13 protein-coding genes are annotated in these 14,728 nt (G+C 70.9%); 6 read left to right on the forward strand and 7 right to left on the reverse strand.

Features of this window, described 5'->3' with window-relative positions; all coding sequences use genetic code 11:
* Both V6M57_RS10075 and V6M57_RS10080 read right to left on the reverse strand, forming a co-directional pair.
* On the reverse strand, positions 1-1,604 hold a 1,604-nt coding region (locus V6M57_RS10075), incomplete at its 3' end, for an FTR1 family protein (RefSeq protein ID WP_332814854.1).
* A 16-nt stretch (positions 1,605-1,620) separates the two neighbouring features.
* A complete protein-coding gene (locus V6M57_RS10080; RefSeq protein ID WP_332814855.1) occupies positions 1,621-3,720 on the reverse strand; it encodes a TonB-dependent siderophore receptor in 2,100 nt (699 codons plus the stop codon).
* Between the two features lie 49 nt (positions 3,721-3,769).
* On the opposite strand from V6M57_RS10080, the gene V6M57_RS10085 reads away from it, so the two are divergent.
* The 3 genes from V6M57_RS10085 to V6M57_RS10095 all read left to right on the forward strand — a co-directional run bounded on the left by V6M57_RS10085 (position 3,770) and on the right by V6M57_RS10095 (position 6,878).
* Entirely contained in the window at positions 3,770-4,891 is a 1,122-nt protein-coding gene (locus V6M57_RS10085) for a PepSY-associated TM helix domain-containing protein (protein ID WP_332814856.1), read from the forward strand.
* Between the two features lie 348 nt (positions 4,892-5,239).
* Positions 5,240-5,515 (forward strand): hypothetical protein, encoded by a 276-nt coding sequence (locus V6M57_RS10090; RefSeq protein WP_332814857.1) that lies wholly within the window; start codon positions 5,240-5,242, stop codon positions 5,513-5,515.
* Between the two features lie 127 nt (positions 5,516-5,642).
* Entirely contained in the window at positions 5,643-6,878 is a 1,236-nt protein-coding gene (locus tag V6M57_RS10095; protein WP_332814858.1) for a multidrug effflux MFS transporter, read from the forward strand.
* A 266-nt stretch (positions 6,879-7,144) separates the two neighbouring features.
* On the opposite strand, the gene V6M57_RS10100 is transcribed toward V6M57_RS10095, so the two are convergent.
* Together V6M57_RS10100 and orn are read right to left on the reverse strand one after the other, a co-directional pair.
* On the reverse strand, positions 7,145-8,776 hold the full coding sequence (locus V6M57_RS10100; protein WP_332814859.1) for a DEAD/DEAH box helicase: 1,632 nt from the start codon (positions 8,774-8,776) through the stop codon (positions 7,145-7,147).
* A gap of 204 nt (positions 8,777-8,980) precedes the next feature.
* The gene (orn, locus tag V6M57_RS10105) at positions 8,981-9,568 is read right to left on the reverse strand and encodes an oligoribonuclease (RefSeq protein WP_332814860.1); all 588 of its coding nucleotides are present in this window, start codon (positions 9,566-9,568) and stop codon (positions 8,981-8,983) included.
* Between the two features lie 52 nt (positions 9,569-9,620).
* On the opposite strand from orn, the gene V6M57_RS10110 reads away from it, so the two are divergent.
* The 3 genes from V6M57_RS10110 to rsgA are packed head-to-tail and all read left to right on the forward strand — an operon-like array spanning position 9,621 to position 12,163.
* The gene (locus tag V6M57_RS10110) at positions 9,621-10,892 is read left to right on the forward strand and encodes a M48 family metallopeptidase (RefSeq protein WP_332814861.1); all 1,272 of its coding nucleotides are present in this window, start codon (positions 9,621-9,623) and stop codon (positions 10,890-10,892) included.
* Positions 10,889-11,224 carry a 4a-hydroxytetrahydrobiopterin dehydratase gene (locus tag V6M57_RS10115; protein ID WP_332814862.1) on the forward strand — a complete coding sequence of 112 codons (336 nt, stop codon included), beginning with the start codon at positions 10,889-10,891 and terminating at the stop codon, positions 11,222-11,224. Before V6M57_RS10110 ends, V6M57_RS10115 begins: the two co-directional genes overlap by 4 nt.
* Before the next feature lie 12 nt (positions 11,225-11,236).
* The gene (gene rsgA, locus V6M57_RS10120; protein ID WP_332814863.1) at positions 11,237-12,163 is read left to right on the forward strand and encodes a ribosome small subunit-dependent GTPase A; all 927 of its coding nucleotides are present in this window, start codon (positions 11,237-11,239) and stop codon (positions 12,161-12,163) included.
* Between the two features lie 158 nt (positions 12,164-12,321).
* Here rsgA and V6M57_RS10125 read toward each other — a convergent pair whose 3' ends face one another.
* The 3 genes from V6M57_RS10125 to rplS form a co-directional block, all read right to left on the reverse strand.
* Positions 12,322-13,320: a CobD/CbiB family protein gene (locus V6M57_RS10125; protein ID WP_332814864.1), complete on the reverse strand. Its 999-nt coding sequence runs from the start codon at positions 13,318-13,320 to the stop codon at positions 12,322-12,324.
* Positions 13,321-13,495: 175 nt separating this feature from the next.
* Positions 13,496-14,215 (reverse strand): CoA pyrophosphatase, encoded by a 720-nt coding sequence (locus tag V6M57_RS10130; RefSeq protein ID WP_332814865.1) that lies wholly within the window; start codon positions 14,213-14,215, stop codon positions 13,496-13,498.
* A 66-nt stretch (positions 14,216-14,281) separates the two neighbouring features.
* Positions 14,282-14,671: a 50S ribosomal protein L19 gene (gene rplS, locus V6M57_RS10135; protein WP_332814866.1), complete on the reverse strand. Its 390-nt coding sequence runs from the start codon at positions 14,669-14,671 to the stop codon at positions 14,282-14,284.
* Between the last annotated feature and the right edge of the window lie 57 nt (positions 14,672-14,728).

The following is a 14,728-nucleotide window of genomic DNA, read 5'->3' on the forward strand; positions in this document are numbered from 1 at the left end:
AGCGCCTGGTAGAACAGGATCACCTCGAACAGTTCGCGATACACCGCCAGGAACGCGATGCCGGCCATCGCCCACAGGGTGCGCCGTTCCAGGGCCGAGGTCACCTGCTCGCGGATGAAGGACTGCCAGGCCTGCGCATGCGAGCGCTTGTGCAGCCACGCGCCCACGTACAGCAGCATGGCCGAGGCCAGCAGCGCCGAGACGCCCTCGGTCAGTTCGCGGCTGGCGCCGGTGATCGCCAGCACCTGGCTGGACACCAGCCAGGTCGCCGCCCCCAGCGCCACGGCCGCGATCCAGCCGGCATGGATCCAGGGCATGGCGTCGCGCCGGCCGGTCTTGCGCACGAAGGCGATGATCGCGGCCAGCACCAGGATGGCCTCCAGCCCCTCGCGCAGCAGGATCAGCAACGAACTGGTGAAGGCCGCCTGCGCGGACAGGCCGTCCTCGCCGAGCTTGCCTTCGGCCTGCTCGAGCAGTGCGGCGATGCGCTCCACGTTCGCCGCGACGGCCTGCGCCGGCTGGCCGTCGTCGATGGCATGGCGCAGCGCCATCATTTCCTTCTCGGTGGCGATGCGCAGGTCCGGCGCCACGTTGTCCAGGCTGGACTCGACCAGCTCGAAGCCTTCGAGGTAGGCGGTGATCGCCTGGCGGCGCGCGGCTTCGCGGTCGCCGCGCTGGTACGACGCCAGCGCCTGCTGCAGCTGGCTGCGCGTGAACACCAGGGCGCCGGGGCGGTTCGCGTCCAGCGCCTGCGGCTGCGACAGCAGGTACGCCTGCACGGCCGCCAGGTCGCCGCCCCTGGCCGCGAGCTCGCCCGGCGCGGCCGTCACCAGCTGCTTCAGGCTGCCCAGCTCGGCCTTGCCCACGCCCTGCTGCCACTGCTGCTCGCCGCGAGCCTTCGTGGCGGGCAAGTGGCGCAGGCCGGCGGCGAAGAAAGCCAGGGCCCAGCGGTCCGCATCCGACAGCTCGGTGAAGGCGCGCATGGGCGTGCCGCCCACGCCCAGCGTGATGGTGTTGTACAGGCCGTAGGGGCTGCGCTGGCGCATGCGCGCCTCGTCGTGGAAGTTGCTGGCCGGCGGGTCCATGCCCTGCGCGGCCGGCCCGTCGCCGCGGCCTTGCGCCCCGTGGCAGGACGCACACTGCTGCTGGAACAGCGTGGCCGCGCGCGCCAGGTCCGGCGCCTGGCGCGGCGCGATGGCCACCGAGTAGAGGCGGATCACGTCCGCCGCGACCTGCCGCGCGAGCGCGGAGACTTCGCTGCCGGGCGCCTTGGCCTCGATGGCGGCCACCAGCTGACCCGCCTTGTGCAGCAGCGCGGGCTTGCCGTTCGCATCGGGCATGCGCTGCAGCAGCGCGAGCGAGCGGGTCGCGAACTCCTTCTGCTCCTCGTACTCGGGTTCGTCGAGCACCTTGCCGTCCTGCACGAACTCGGGGTAGTCCACGCTGACGTAGTCGAGCATGTGGACCACCGAGGGGGCGGCGTCGGCGGGCGACTGCGCCAGCGCCGCCGTGGCGCCGAGCTGCAGGCACAGCGCCGCCAGCAGCCAGCGCAGCACGGGCTGCCAGCCCGACGCGGCGCGCGCGAGATTCGAGGTGCGGCTCATGCAGGACTCCTTCGCGTCAGAAATCGACCTTGGCCCCCACGCGCAGGGTGCGTGGCGCACCGGTGCCCAGCAGGCCGTTGCCGGCGGTGGCCCAGTAGTCGCGGTCGGTGGCGTTGTCCAGGTTGGCCTGCAGGGTCACGTTCTGGCCCGCGACCCGGGTGCGGTAGCGCGCGCCCAGCGACAGCGTGGCGTAGCTCCCGACCCAGGCCTGGTTGAGGTTGTTCACGGCGCGCTTGCCCACGTGGAAGAGGCCCGCGCTCAGCGACAGGCCGGCGACCTGCGGCAGCCGGTACTCGCCGAACAGGCTGAAGGTGCGCCGCGGCGTGTTCTCCGGCGTCTTGCCCAGCTCGCCGGCGTTGGCCGCCCCCACCGATGCGATGGTGGCGTCGAGCAGCTGCATCGAGCCGATCACCGACCAGCGCGGCGTGATCTCGCCGCTGGCCGACAGCTCCAGGCCGCGGTAGCGGCTCTTGCCACCCAGCACGAAGCGGTTGCCGGCATCGACCGTGGTCTGCGGCCGGTCGATCTGGAACAGCGCGGCCTGCGCGAACACGCCGGCGAAGGCGCGGGTCTTGACGCCGATCTCCTTCTGCTTGTTCACGGCCGGCGGCAGGATCTCGCCGGTGTTGGCGCGGTTGGCCGGCGCCGTGCCGGTCTCCTCCAGGCCTTCGAGGTAGCTGGCGTACACCGAGGTGTCGGGGTGGGGCTTGAACATGACCGACAGGTTGGGCGAGACCTCGTCCGCGTCGAACCGCGACGTCGCGGTGACGTTGCTGTAGTCCGCCGCGCGCAGGCCGGCCAGCACCTGCCAGCGCTCGCCGAGCCTCACCCGGTCGAAGACGTACAGCCCCTTGTCCGTGATCGTCGAGTCGGTGCCGGCGGCCAGCGCCGGGTCCAGCGGCGCCACCGGCCGGGGGTTGTAGAGGTTCTGCGGCACCGTCGCCCTCGGCGCGGAGTCGCCCGAGTACGCGTTGCGCTCGTTCTGCGTGTAGCCGATGGTGAGCTCGTGCTGGATGCGGCCGGTTCCCAGCAGCCCGGTCAGCTCGACGCGGTGGTTGTCGTTGACGTACTTCTGGCCGTCGGCGAAGAAGATCACGAGCGAACCTTCGCCGGTGCCCAGGTCGAAGTTCTGGAACTGCGAGAAGCGGCGGCTGCGGACGGTTTCCGCGCGCCCGGTCTCCAGCACCATGGACCAGTTGTCGCCCAGCGCCAGGTCGCCGCGCAGCAGCAGGTTGGTCGCCTCGGCGTCGTAGTGCTGCCACTCGCCGGCCAGGTTGCGCCGGTTGCCGGGGATGCCCGGCAGCGTGATCGCGCCGCCCACCGCCGCGGGCACCGCGATCGCGGCCTGCTCGCTCACGTCCTTGCGATAGTGCTCCAGGTCCGCCTTCAGGCTGAAGCCGGGGCGCACCCGCCAGTCGTAGGCCAGTGCCACCAGGCCGCGGTCGCCGCTGAAATTGTCGATGCCGATGTCCACCTTGCCGGCCGCGGCGTTGAAGCGCAGGCCCATGTCGCCATCGGCGAAGCGCCGGCCGACGTCCAGGTGGGCGTCGACCCCGCCGTGGTTGTTGACCGACGTGGCGACGCTGGTCACCGGCGTGGGGCCGGCGCGCTTGGTCACGAAGTTGACCACGCCGCTGGGCGGCACCAGGCCGTAGTAGAGCGAGCTCGCGCCCTTGAGCACCTCGACCCGCTCCTTGTTCTCCAGCGGGATGTCGATCAGGTTGACCACCGGCAGCGAGCCGTTGAGCCGGTAGTTGCCGCGGTTTTCCACCAGGATGCCGCGGATCGAGATGTTGTCGTAGGTCGAACCGCTGAGCTGCGAGCGCGTCACCCCGGCGGTGTTGCGCAGCGCCTCGAACAGGCTGTTGGCGCCCTGCGCGTCCAGCACGCCGCGGGTGATGACGTTGTTGGTCAGCGGCACGTCCAGCGGATCCTGGTCGCGGAAGGCGCCGGCCTGCACGTTGCGTGAGCTGAAGCTGGCCGGCCGCTCGCTCGTCACCCGCATCTCCGGCAGCGTCCGCACCCCCGCGTCCTGCCCTGCCGCGCCCCCGCACCAGGCAAGCGCCGCAAGCGCGGCAACGAGGGGGGTGGGATGCAGGCGGGGGAACTGGAGCATGGTAAAGTCAACCTCAATGAGAATTGTTCGTATTCGCGAAGTGTAACGGATGCAACCCGCGCTGCGCCACACCTGGCTCCAGCTGCACCGCTGGGTAGCGCTCACACTGGGCGGGCTGCTGGTCCTGGCCGGCTTGCTGGGTGCCCTGCTCACCCTGGCCCGGCCGCTGGACCAGTGGCGCCATCCGGGCCTGTTCCGCGATCCGACCGGGGCCTCGTCGGCGCCGGCTGCGACGCTGGAAGATGTCCGCCGGCACCTGGATCACTCGTTCGGACCCGGCACGGCGTACACGTTCAGGCCGCCGCGCGAAGCGGGCGAGAGCCTGTGGGTGTATGTCAGCGGCCCCTGGGACGGCGTGGTCTATTTCGACTCGCGCGGTCACGAACTGGGCCGCCGGGGCGAGACCGAGGGGGCCTACAACCTGCTGTTCGAGCTGCACAGCTCGCTGCTGCTCGGCGAAACCGGCAAGGCCGTGCTTGCCACCGCGGCGGGCACCTATCTCTGCCTGTTGGCGACGGGGCTCGTGCTGTGGTGGCCGCGGCGCTGGCCGCCGTCCTTTCGCGTCCACTGGCGCGCCGGGGCGGCCAGGAGCCTGCTGGAACTGCACAACACGGCGGGCGCCCTGCTCGGCCTGGTGATCGCCCTCTCGGTGGCGAGCGGTGCCTACATGGCCTGGCCGCCGCTGCGCACGCTCGTGAGCACGGCAGTGGGCAGCGCGCCGCTGGCGCCACCGCAGCTGCACGGCGCGGCCGGCGAAGGCGGGTCACCGCTGGATGCGCTCGTGCGCAAAGCCACGGCGCTCTACCCCGCGGCCAGGGTGGGCTACGTGCAGGTTCCAGCCAAGGCCGCGCTGCCGGTCCGCGTACGGCTGAAGCTGCCGGACGACCCGCACCCCAACGGCCTCACGTCCGTGTGGCTGGACCCGCGCAGCGGCCGGGTGCTGCGCACGGCGCGCTGGTCGGAACTGGATGCCGGCAACCGGCTGGTGTCCTTCGTCTATCCGCTGCACACGGGCACACTCGGCGGGCCCGCGCATCAAGTGCTCGTGGGCGCCACCGGCCTGGCCCTGGCGACGCTGGGTGGCAGTGGACTGCTGTTGTGGTGGAAGCGGCGCCGCCTGCGCACGGCACGGGGCGTGCGCAGCCCGGCGGGCCGGCAACCGTCGCGCTGACGGCAGGCCGCCGGCAAACGCTCAGGCGCCCGCCCAGAGCACCAGCATCAGGATCGCCCACAGGGCGACCAGGCTGGCGATGCCGGTCCAGAAGTAGGGTGTGCCGACCAGGCCGAACTCTTCCGGGGCCATCTCAGTGCCCCCTGCGCCGCCTGCGGCGGTATGGCTTCATGTGACGATTTCCCTTTCGGCTGCCATCGTCGCCACGGCCGCGGCGCCACTTCGTAGGACGGCGCTGCACGCCTGCGTGCGACGGCTCGCGCGCCGGGTTGCCGCGAGGCCCCGTCCTACACGCGCTGCCTCCGGTGCGCCTACCGCTCAGGCAGGCGCCGCCAACATGATGCGGACGTGACCGGATCCGACCTGCTCCCCGACGAACTCGAACTGCTCGCCACCCTGCTGCGCGAGCGCGGACGCGACCCCGGCGGCTTCCGCATCGCGCTGCAGCACGATGGCCTGGTGCGCCTGTCGGGCCCGCACGGCACCGCCTTCTATCCGCGCGAGGCCTGGCCGGCGCGCTTTGCCCGCCACCTGGACAAGTCCTTCTTCGACCTCGCCGTGCCGCCGCCTTACGGGCTGCGGCGGGCACACGACAAGGACGCAGCGACCGCGGCGCGGGGCTGAGGGGCGCGCGCAACGCCGCGCCGGTTGCCGCCACCGCTTGCCCCTAACATCGGGGCCACATGATTTCGTTCCCGCACGCGACCGGACGCCCCAAGGAAACACCGCCCGTCCCTTCGGAGCGCCACGCGTGAACCCCGACGCCGACAAGCTGTGGCGCGCGCCACGCTGGGCGCTGGCCGTGCTGCTGGCCGTGCTGGGCATGCTGGGGCCGTTCTCGATCGACACCTACCTGCCGGCCTTCTCCGGCATCGCCGCCGCGATCGGCGCGACGCCGGTCGAAATGCAGCAGACGCTGTCGGCCTACCTGTTCGGGTTCGCCTTCATGAACCTGTTCCACGGCGCGCTGTCGGACAGCTTCGGCCGGCGTCCGGTGGTGCTGTGGGGCATCGCCGTGTTCACGCTCGCCTCGGCCGGCTGCGCGCTGTCGCAGACCATCGGCCAGCTGGTGTTCTTCCGCGGGCTGCAGGGCCTGTCGACCGGCGCCGGGATCGTGGTGTCGCGCGCGGTCATCCGCGACATGTTCCCGCCGGCGCAGGCCCAGAAGGTCATGAGCCAGGTGACCATCTACTTCGGCGTGGCACCGGCGGTGGCGCCCATCATCGGCGGCTGGCTGTTCGTGCACCTGGGCTGGCACTCGATCTTCTGGTTCCTCACCGCCGTCGGCGTGGTGCTGTGGACGGCCAACTGGAGGCTGCTGCCCGAGACGCTGCACCTGGACCACCGCCAGCCTTTCAAGGTGCGCAACCTGATGCAGGGCTACTGGGCGCTCGGGGCCAGCCCGCGCTTCCTGCTGCTGGCGCTGGCCAGCGGCGTGCCCTTCAACGGCATGTTCCTGTACGTGCTGGCGGCGCCGGAGTTCCTGGGCACGCACCTGCGGCTGGCGCCGACCGAGTTCTTCTGGTTCTTCCTGCTCACCATCGCCGGCATCATGGGCGGCGCCTGGTTCAGCGGGCGGCTGGCCGGCCGCATCCCGCCCAAGCAGCAGATCCGGCACGGCTTCGTGATCATGCTGGCGGTGTCGCTGCTGAACGTGGCGGCCAACCTGCTGTTCGTCGCGCAGGCCTGGTGGGCGCTGCTGCCGATCGCGCTGTTCGCCTTCGGCTGGTCGCTGATGGTGCCGGTGGTCACCCTGCTGGTGCTGGACCTCAATCCCGGCCGGCGTGGCCTGGCCTCGTCGCTGCAGGCCGTGATCGGCTCCACCGCCAACGGCATCGTCGCCGGCGCGATCGCCCCGCTGGTCATGCACTCCACCGCCTGGCTGGCGATCGCCTCGCTGCTGATGATGGGCGTGGGGCTGGTGGCCTGGCTGTACGTGCACCGCCGCTGGCCGGAGATCGGGCGGCACGTGGTGGCGCACGCGTGAGATGGATTCCGGCTTTCTCCTGGCTTTCGCCGGCATGACACAGTCCCCTGTCATTGCGGCCTTGAGCCGCAATCCATCACCCGGAGCTGGAATCAGCGCTTGGCGTGTTCAGGCGCCTGGTGATGGATCCCGGCTTTCGCCGGAATGACACGGGAAGGCACGGGCTGCGAAGTCAGCGCGCCGGCCTCGGAGGTCAGCGCGGGACCTCTAAGCCAGCCGGCCTCGGAGGTCAGCGCGGGGGTCTCCAAGTCAGCCGGCCTCGGAAGTCAGCGCGCCGGCTTGTACGCCCTTTTCTTCGCGTCGCGCGGCACGAACACCTTGCCGCCGTTGCCGGGCTTGGCGAACGAGCGCGGCGCGGGCTTCTCCCAAGGGGACGATTCGCGGCGCTCACGGCGATCGCCGTTGAAGTCGCCGAAGCCCGCCTTGCGGCCGTATTCGGCGCCGGCGCTACGCCGCCCCCCATGGCCGGCGCCGCCGCGCGGCGCGGGTGCGCCGCTGCGTCCGCGTCCGCCCAAGCCCGGCTGCGCCGCGCGCGGCGGCCGTTGCTGCGGCTCCAGCCCCTGCACCACCTCGGCCTTGAACGGTTGCCTGGTGAAGGCCTCGATGTCGAAGATGCGGAAGCGGTCGCGGTACTCGGCGAAGGTCACCGCCAGGCCGTCGCGCCCGGCCCGGCCGGTGCGGCCGATGCGGTGCGTGTAGTCCTCGCTCTTCATCGGCAGTCCGAAGTTGAACACGTGCGTGATGGTCGGCACGTCGATGCCGCGCGCCGCCACGTCGGTGGCCACCAGGATCTGGACCTGGCCGTTGCGCAGCGCGCCCAGCCGGCGGTTGCGCAGGCCCTGGCTCAGGGCGCCGTGCAGCGCCACGGCGGCGAAGCCGGTCTGCTGCAGGTCCGCGGCGAGCGCATCGCACTCGACCTGGGTCGAGGCGAACACGATGGCCTGGTCGATCGAGGCATCGCGCAGCCAATGGTCCAGCAGCGCGCGCTTGTGCTGCGGGTGGTCGGCCCAGAACAGCACCTGCCGGATGTTGGCGTGGCGCTCCTGCGGCGTGTCGATCTGGATCTTCTGCGGCTGGCGCATCACGCGCGCGGCCAGCTGCTGGATGCGCGGCGCGAAGGTGGCGCTGAACATCATGGTCTGCTGGCGCTGCGCCGTCAGTTGCTGGATCTCGGCCAGGTCGTCGGCAAAGCCCAGGTCCAGCATGCGGTCGGCCTCGTCGACCACCAGGAAGCGCACCTGGTCGAGCTGGATCTGGCCCGAACGCTGCAGGTCCAGCAGCCGGCCGGGGGTGGCGACCACCAGGTTGGCGTTCTGCAGCCGCGCGATCTGCATCTGGTAGGGCATGCCGCCCACCACGTTGGCGATGCGCAGGCCCTTGCAGTGCTTGACCAGGTCGATGGCGTCGTGCGCCACCTGTTGCGCCAGCTCGCGCGTCGGGCACAGCACCAGTGCGCCCGGCACGGCGGGCTTGAAGTTGCGCGGATCGGTCGGGTTGCGGCGGCGGCGCCGGGGCGTCGCTTCGCCGCGCGCAGCGGCCTCGTCGGCCAGCCGCTTCTCCTCGGCGCGCTCGCGCTCGACGCCCTCGCGCTGCACCTGCAGCAGCGTATGCAGCACCGGCAGCAGGAAGGCCGCGGTCTTGCCGCTGCCGGTCTGGCTGGACACCATCAGGTCGATGAAGGCGTCGCCCCCCTCCACGCCGGTGGGCAGCGCGCGCGGGATCACTTCGTCCTGCACCGCGGTGGGTTGCGAGAAGCCGAGGTCCTCCACGGCGGCGATCAACTCGGGCTCCAGGCCCAGGCGGGCGAAGCCGTTCGGCGGCGCGGCCGTGGCGGTGGTGTCTTCGAAAGAGGTGTGAGCAGGCGCGAAGTCGCCCTGCACGTCGAACGTGTCGGTCATGAAGCTTTCATGCGGCGGGGCCGTCCGGCGCCGCCGTCGTCAATGGTCAAGGGAACATGCAACCATCAACGACGTCCGGCGCGTGCGCCGGTGGCCCATCGGGGGGCCTGTGCATGAAGGTCGGATGCGGGGATTGCGGCACGGGGTGCGCCGCGAAGCCAGCTATTGTCCCACAAGCGCGCGCCGCGTGCCGGGGGGCGGCTCTTATTCCCCGAGCCGGATGAAGTGCTCGCGGTAGTGGGCCAGCTCGTCGATCGACTCGTGCACGTCCGCCAGGGCGGTGTGCGCCTGCTGCTTCCTGAAGTTGTTGTAGACCTCGGGGCGCCAGCGGCGCGCCAGCTCCTTCAGCGTGCTGACGTCGAGGTTGCGGTAATGGAAGTACGCCTCCAGCCGCGGCATGTACCTGACGAGGAAGCGCCGGTCCTGCCCGATGGTGTTGCCGCACATCGGCGAGAGGCCCTTGGCGACGTACTGCCCGATGAAGTCGAGCAGGGCCTGCTCGGCGATCGCCTCCGAAATGATCGATGCCTTGACCCGGTCGACCAGCCCGCTGCGCCCGTGCGTGGTCTTGTTCCAGTTGTCCATCCGGTCGAGCTGCTCGTCGGCCTGGTGGATGGCGAACACCGGGCCCTCCACGCGCGGCTGCAGCTGCGGCCCGGTCACCACCACGGCGATCTCGATGATGCGGTCGGTTTCGGGGTCCAGCCCCGTCATCTCGCAGTCGAGCCACACCAGGTTCTGGTCGTTCTTCTGCAGGGTCGCCACTTCGGCGGCGGGAGTGGTGTCGGTCATCGCCCGATTGTCACCGCTGCGGCCGCGCCGCGGATTCCCTACACTCGCCGCGATGAGCGCCTCGTACCTGTGGACCCTGGCCTTCGCCGTCGCCCTGCTGGCGGGGCTGGGCGTGAAGTTCTGGCTGGCCACCCGCCAGATCCGGCACGTGGCGCGGCACCGCGCCGAGGTGCCGGCGGATTTCTCCGGCACGGTGTCGCTCGCGGCGCACCAGAAGGCGGCCGACTACACGCTGGCCAAGGCGCGCGTCGGGCTGCTGGAGATGGCGTTCGGCGCCGCGGTGCTGCTGGGCTGGACCTTGCTGGGCGGCCTGCACGCGCTCAACCAGGCCCTGCTGGGCGTGCTGGGTCCGGGCATGGGGCAGCAACTCGCCCTGCTGGCCTCCTTCGCGCTGATCGGCGGCCTGCTGGACCTGCCGTTCTCCCTGTACGGCACCTTCGTGGTCGAGGAACGCTTCGGCTTCAACAAGATGACCTGGACGCTGTGGCTGGCCGACCTGGCCAAGGGCCTGGTGCTGGCGGTGCTGATCGGCGGGCCGATCGCGTGGCTGGTCCTGTGGCTGATGGGGGCGGCGGGCCCGATGTGGTGGGTCTGGGCCTGGGCCGTGTGGATGGGCGTGAACCTGCTGGCCATGGTGGTCTACCCGCTCTTCATCGCGCCCTGGTTCAACAAGTTCAAGCCGCTGGAAGACGAGGCGCTGAAGGCGCGCGTCACGGCACTGATGCAGCGCTGCGGGTTCCGCGCGAAAGGCCTGTTCGTCATGGACGGCAGCCGGCGCAGCGCCCACGCCAACGCCTACTTCACCGGCTTCGGCGCGGCCAAGCGGGTGGTGTTCTTCGACACGCTGCTGTCCCGGCTGTCGGCCGGCGAGGTGGATGCGGTGCTGGCGCACGAGCTGGGGCATTTCCGGCACAAGCACCTGGTGAAGATGATCGCGCTGCTGTTCGCCTTCAGCGCCATCGGCTTCTGGCTGCTGGGGCTGCTGTCGCGCCAGCCCTGGTTCTACACGGGGCTGGGCGTGGCCCCCAACCTGGAAGGACCGAACGACGCGCTGGCGCTGGTGCTGTTCCTGCTGGTGGTGCCGCTGTTCACCTTCTTCGTCTCGCCGCTGCTGGCGCTGCTGTCGCGCCGCAACGAGTTCCAGGCCGACGCCTTCGCGGTCTCGCAGACCGGCTCGCACGACCTGCGCAATGCGCTGCTCAAGCTGTATGAGGACAACGCCTCGACACTCACGCCCGATCCCCTGTACGTCAGGTTCTACTACTCGCACCCGCCCGCTTCCGAACGGCTGGCGAGGATGGCCGCTGCCGGAGGTGCCCCATGAGCTCGATGCTGAAGAAGAAGGACGGGTCGAAGACGCCACGACGGGCGCTGACCCCGACCGAGGTCGTCTCCCGCATGGGCTCGCTGCCCGGCTGGCAGCTGGCCGGCGACGGCCCCGATGTCGCCATCGAGAAGACGTTCACCTTCGCGAATTACTACGAGACGATCTCGTTCGTGAATGCCGTGGCCTTCGTCGCCCACGCGCAGGACCACCACCCGGACCTGTCGGTGCACTACAACCGCTGCGTGGTGCGCTTCAACACCCACGACGTCAAGGGCCTGTCGACTTCGGACTTCGAGTGCGCCGCCCTGGTGGACGGCCTGCTGGCCTGATGGACGGTGCCCTTGGCTGATCGCGGGGGCGGCCTGTCGCCCGGCCTGGTGGTCGCCGGCTTCGGCCGCCACGTGCTGGTGGAGTCCCCCGACGGCAGCCGGCGCATCTGCCATCCGCGCGGCAAGAAGACCCAGGCCGTGGTCGGCGACCGGGTGCGGTGGCTGCCGGCGCACGACGAGGGCAGCATCGAGAAAGTCGAGCCGCGCCGCAACCTCTTCTACCGTCAGGACGAGGTCCGCACCAAGTCCTTTGCCGCCAACCTGGACCAGGTGCTGCTGCTGATCGCGGCCGAACCGGAGTTCTCCGAGCAGCAGCTGGCGCGCGCGCTGATCGCCGCCGAGGCCGAGCGCATCACGCCGCTGGTGGCCCTGAACAAGAGCGACCTGGTCGAGCCCTTCGAGCGTGCGTGGACCCGGCTGCTGCCCTACCAGCAGATGGGCTACGGCGTGCTGCCGCTGTCGCTGCGGCTGTCGGGCGAGGTGGACCGCCGGCACCTCCTGGCGCACCTGCAGGGCAGGACCACGCTGGTGCTGGGGCCCTCGGGCGCGGGCAAGAGCACGCTGATCAACCTGCTGGTGCCCGGCGCGGCGGCGCAGACCGGCGAGATCTCGCGCGCGCTTGGCTCGGGCCGGCACACCACCACCAGCACCACCTGGTACTGGGTGGACGACGCGCGCACCACGGCGCTGATCGACTCGCCGGGCTTCCAGGAATTCGGCCTGCACCACATCGACCCGGCGCACCTGGCCGGCTTGATGCGCGACCTCAGGCCCCACCTGGGCCACTGCCGCTTCTACAACTGCACCCACCGGCACGAGCCGGGTTGCGCGGTCATCTCCGCCGCCGCCCACGCGGAGGCCGAGCACCCGGTCACCTCGAACCGGTACCGGATCTACTGCGACCTGTTCGACGAACTGAGCGCGCCGCAGCGGTACTGAAGATTCACTGAAGAAAGTCGCTGCGCGACTTTCTTCAGTGGCTTGGCATGTGTGAGAAGGCCCGGCAAAGCCGGTTCCTTCTCACAAAGGAGACCGTGCTGCATGTTATTCCGCACGGTCTGGCCCGGAGGGCAGCTCTGCCGCCCTCCTCTTCCCCATCACCCCAGCAGGTTCGCCAGCGTCAGCAGCGCCAGCAGCACCATCCACAGCACCACCGAGCGCCAGACCAGGCCGACGATGCTGCGCAGGTGGGCCGGTTCGGCTTCGCGGCCGGGGGTGCTCTCGCTGTCGGCGGGGTCCGGCGCGCCGGCGGCCGCCACGCTGAACGCCTGCGAGCCGTTCGGCGCGAAGGCCGAGCGCAGGGCCTCGCCGCCCAGGCGCACGCCCACCGCGCCCGAGGTGGCGGCCAGCACCACGCCGTCGTTGTCGTCCGGGAAGCGCTGCGCGTGATGGCGCCAGCAGTCGATCGCCTCCTCGAAGCTGCCGACCACCGCGAAGGCCAGCGCCGTGATGCGCGCCGGCAGCCAGTCGACGGCGGACCAGGCGCGGCCGGCCGCGGATTGCAGCGCCTCGCTGGACGGCTGCGCCTGCAGGCGGCTGCGGTGGCGCCAGTAGCGGGTGACGAACTCGCTCATCCGGTAGAACACCGCGCCCGCCGGGCCCAGGCCGAAGGCCGCCAGCACCGAGAACCAGGCCAGCACGCCGAACACGTGCCGGTGGGCGGCGAGCACCGAGTACTCGATCACGTGGCGCACGATCTCGCGCCGCGGCAGTTCGGCCGCGTCGACCTGCTGCCACTGGGCCAGCAGTTCGCGCGCGCGGTCCTCGTCACCCGCATCCAGCGCGTCGCGGATCGCCGTGAAGTGGTGGCTGAACTGCCGGAACCCCAGGGTCGCGTACAGCACCGCGACGCTCCAGACCATGGCGGCGGGCCAGCCGACCAGCAGCAGCAGCGCCCAGTGGATGCCCAGCGCCACGAGCGCCGGCAGCACCACCGCCACGCCCCAGGTGATCCAGCCGTGGTGGGCCTTGCCCGCGTCGAAGTTGCGGCTGGCCCAGCGCGCCCAGGCCCGCAGCCCCGCATGGATCGGGTTGTGCCGCGCCAGCGGGCGCACCTGTTCGATCAGCAGCGCGAACAGGATGGCGAAGAAGGACATGGGCGCAGATGATACGGTGGCGCGGTCTCGTTCCCTCCCCCTTCCGGGGGGTCGGGGTGGGGCATGCCGGCGCCGTGCATGCCCCCACCCCGGCCCTCCCCCAGGGGGGAGAAAGACCGGCCTTCCCCCGAGGCGACAGGAGAAGGGCAGGCCCACCCGGAAGGGGGTGAAATCCTCAGGCCGACAGGAACCGGTAGAAGTTGCGCAGCATGGCTGCCGTGGCGCCCCAGATGAAGCGCTCGTCGCGGCCGTCCATGTAGGGCATGGAGAACCACTCGCGCTGCACGCCCATGAACTCGAAGATGTGGCGCCGGTGGTGCGCCGGGTCCATCAGGAAGCGCAGCGGCACCTCGAAGGCATTGGCCACTTCGTGCGGGTTCAGCCGCAGCGGCGCGCCGGGGCGCACCAGCCCCACCACCGGCGTGACGATGAAGCGGGTGCCGGTGGTGAAGGTCGGCATCTTGCCCAGCACCTCGACCCGGCCGGCGTCCAGGCCGATCTCCTCCTGCGCCTCGCGCAGCGCCGTGTGCGCTTCGTCCGCATCGGTCTCGTCGCGCTTGCCGCCGGGGAAAGCCACCTGCCCCGAATGCGTCTTCAGGTGGGTGGCGCGCTCGGTCAGCAGGACGGTGGGCTCGTCGCGCATGACGATGGGCACCAGCACCGAGGCCAGCGCGGGCTGCCGGTCGGTGAAGCGCCGCTCGGCCCAGATCTCCGGCTCCCAGGCCGGCGCGGCGCGGAAGCGCTCGCGGATGGCGCCCGGCACCAGCGCCTCGCGCGCCACCGCGGGCAGGTGCGAGTCGATCCCGGCCACGGGCACCGCGCGCGGATCGAAGTTGGGCAGCTTCGACAGCGGGGGCAGGTCGGCCGGCAGCGGCGGGATCGGGTCTATGGGCATGGCGTTCGGAACGAAAAACCGCCGCGGCCCTGCGCGGGCGGCGGCGGCTCCTGGCGGGACGGCCGGTTACTCGGCGGCAGCGGCCGCCTTGTCCTTGTTGGAGTAGACCAGCTTTTCCTTGATGCGGGCCGACTTGCCGCTGCGCTCGCGCAGGTAGTACAGCTTGGCGCGGCGCACGTCGCCGCGGCGCTTGACTTCCACCCCGGCGATCAGCGGGCTGTAGGTCTGGAAGGTGCGCTCCACGCCTTCGCCGCTGGAGATCTTGCGCACGGTGAAGGCGCTGTTCAGGCCGCGGTTGCGCTTGGCGATGACCACGCCTTCGTAGGCCTGCAGGCGCTTGCGGTTGCCTTCGACGACCTTGACGCTGACGACCACGGTGTCGCCGGGCGCGAAGTCGGGGATGTTCTTGCCCAGGCGGGCGATTTCCTCTTGCTCGAGGGTCTGGATCAGGTTCATGGCGGTTCCTTCGATCGTGCCCGCGCTGCGCAAAAGGCCCCGCGTCAGCCGCCCTGC

The organism is Ramlibacter sp. (assembly GCF_036676645.1).
Classification (GTDB): domain Bacteria; phylum Pseudomonadota; class Gammaproteobacteria; order Burkholderiales; family Burkholderiaceae_C; genus Ramlibacter.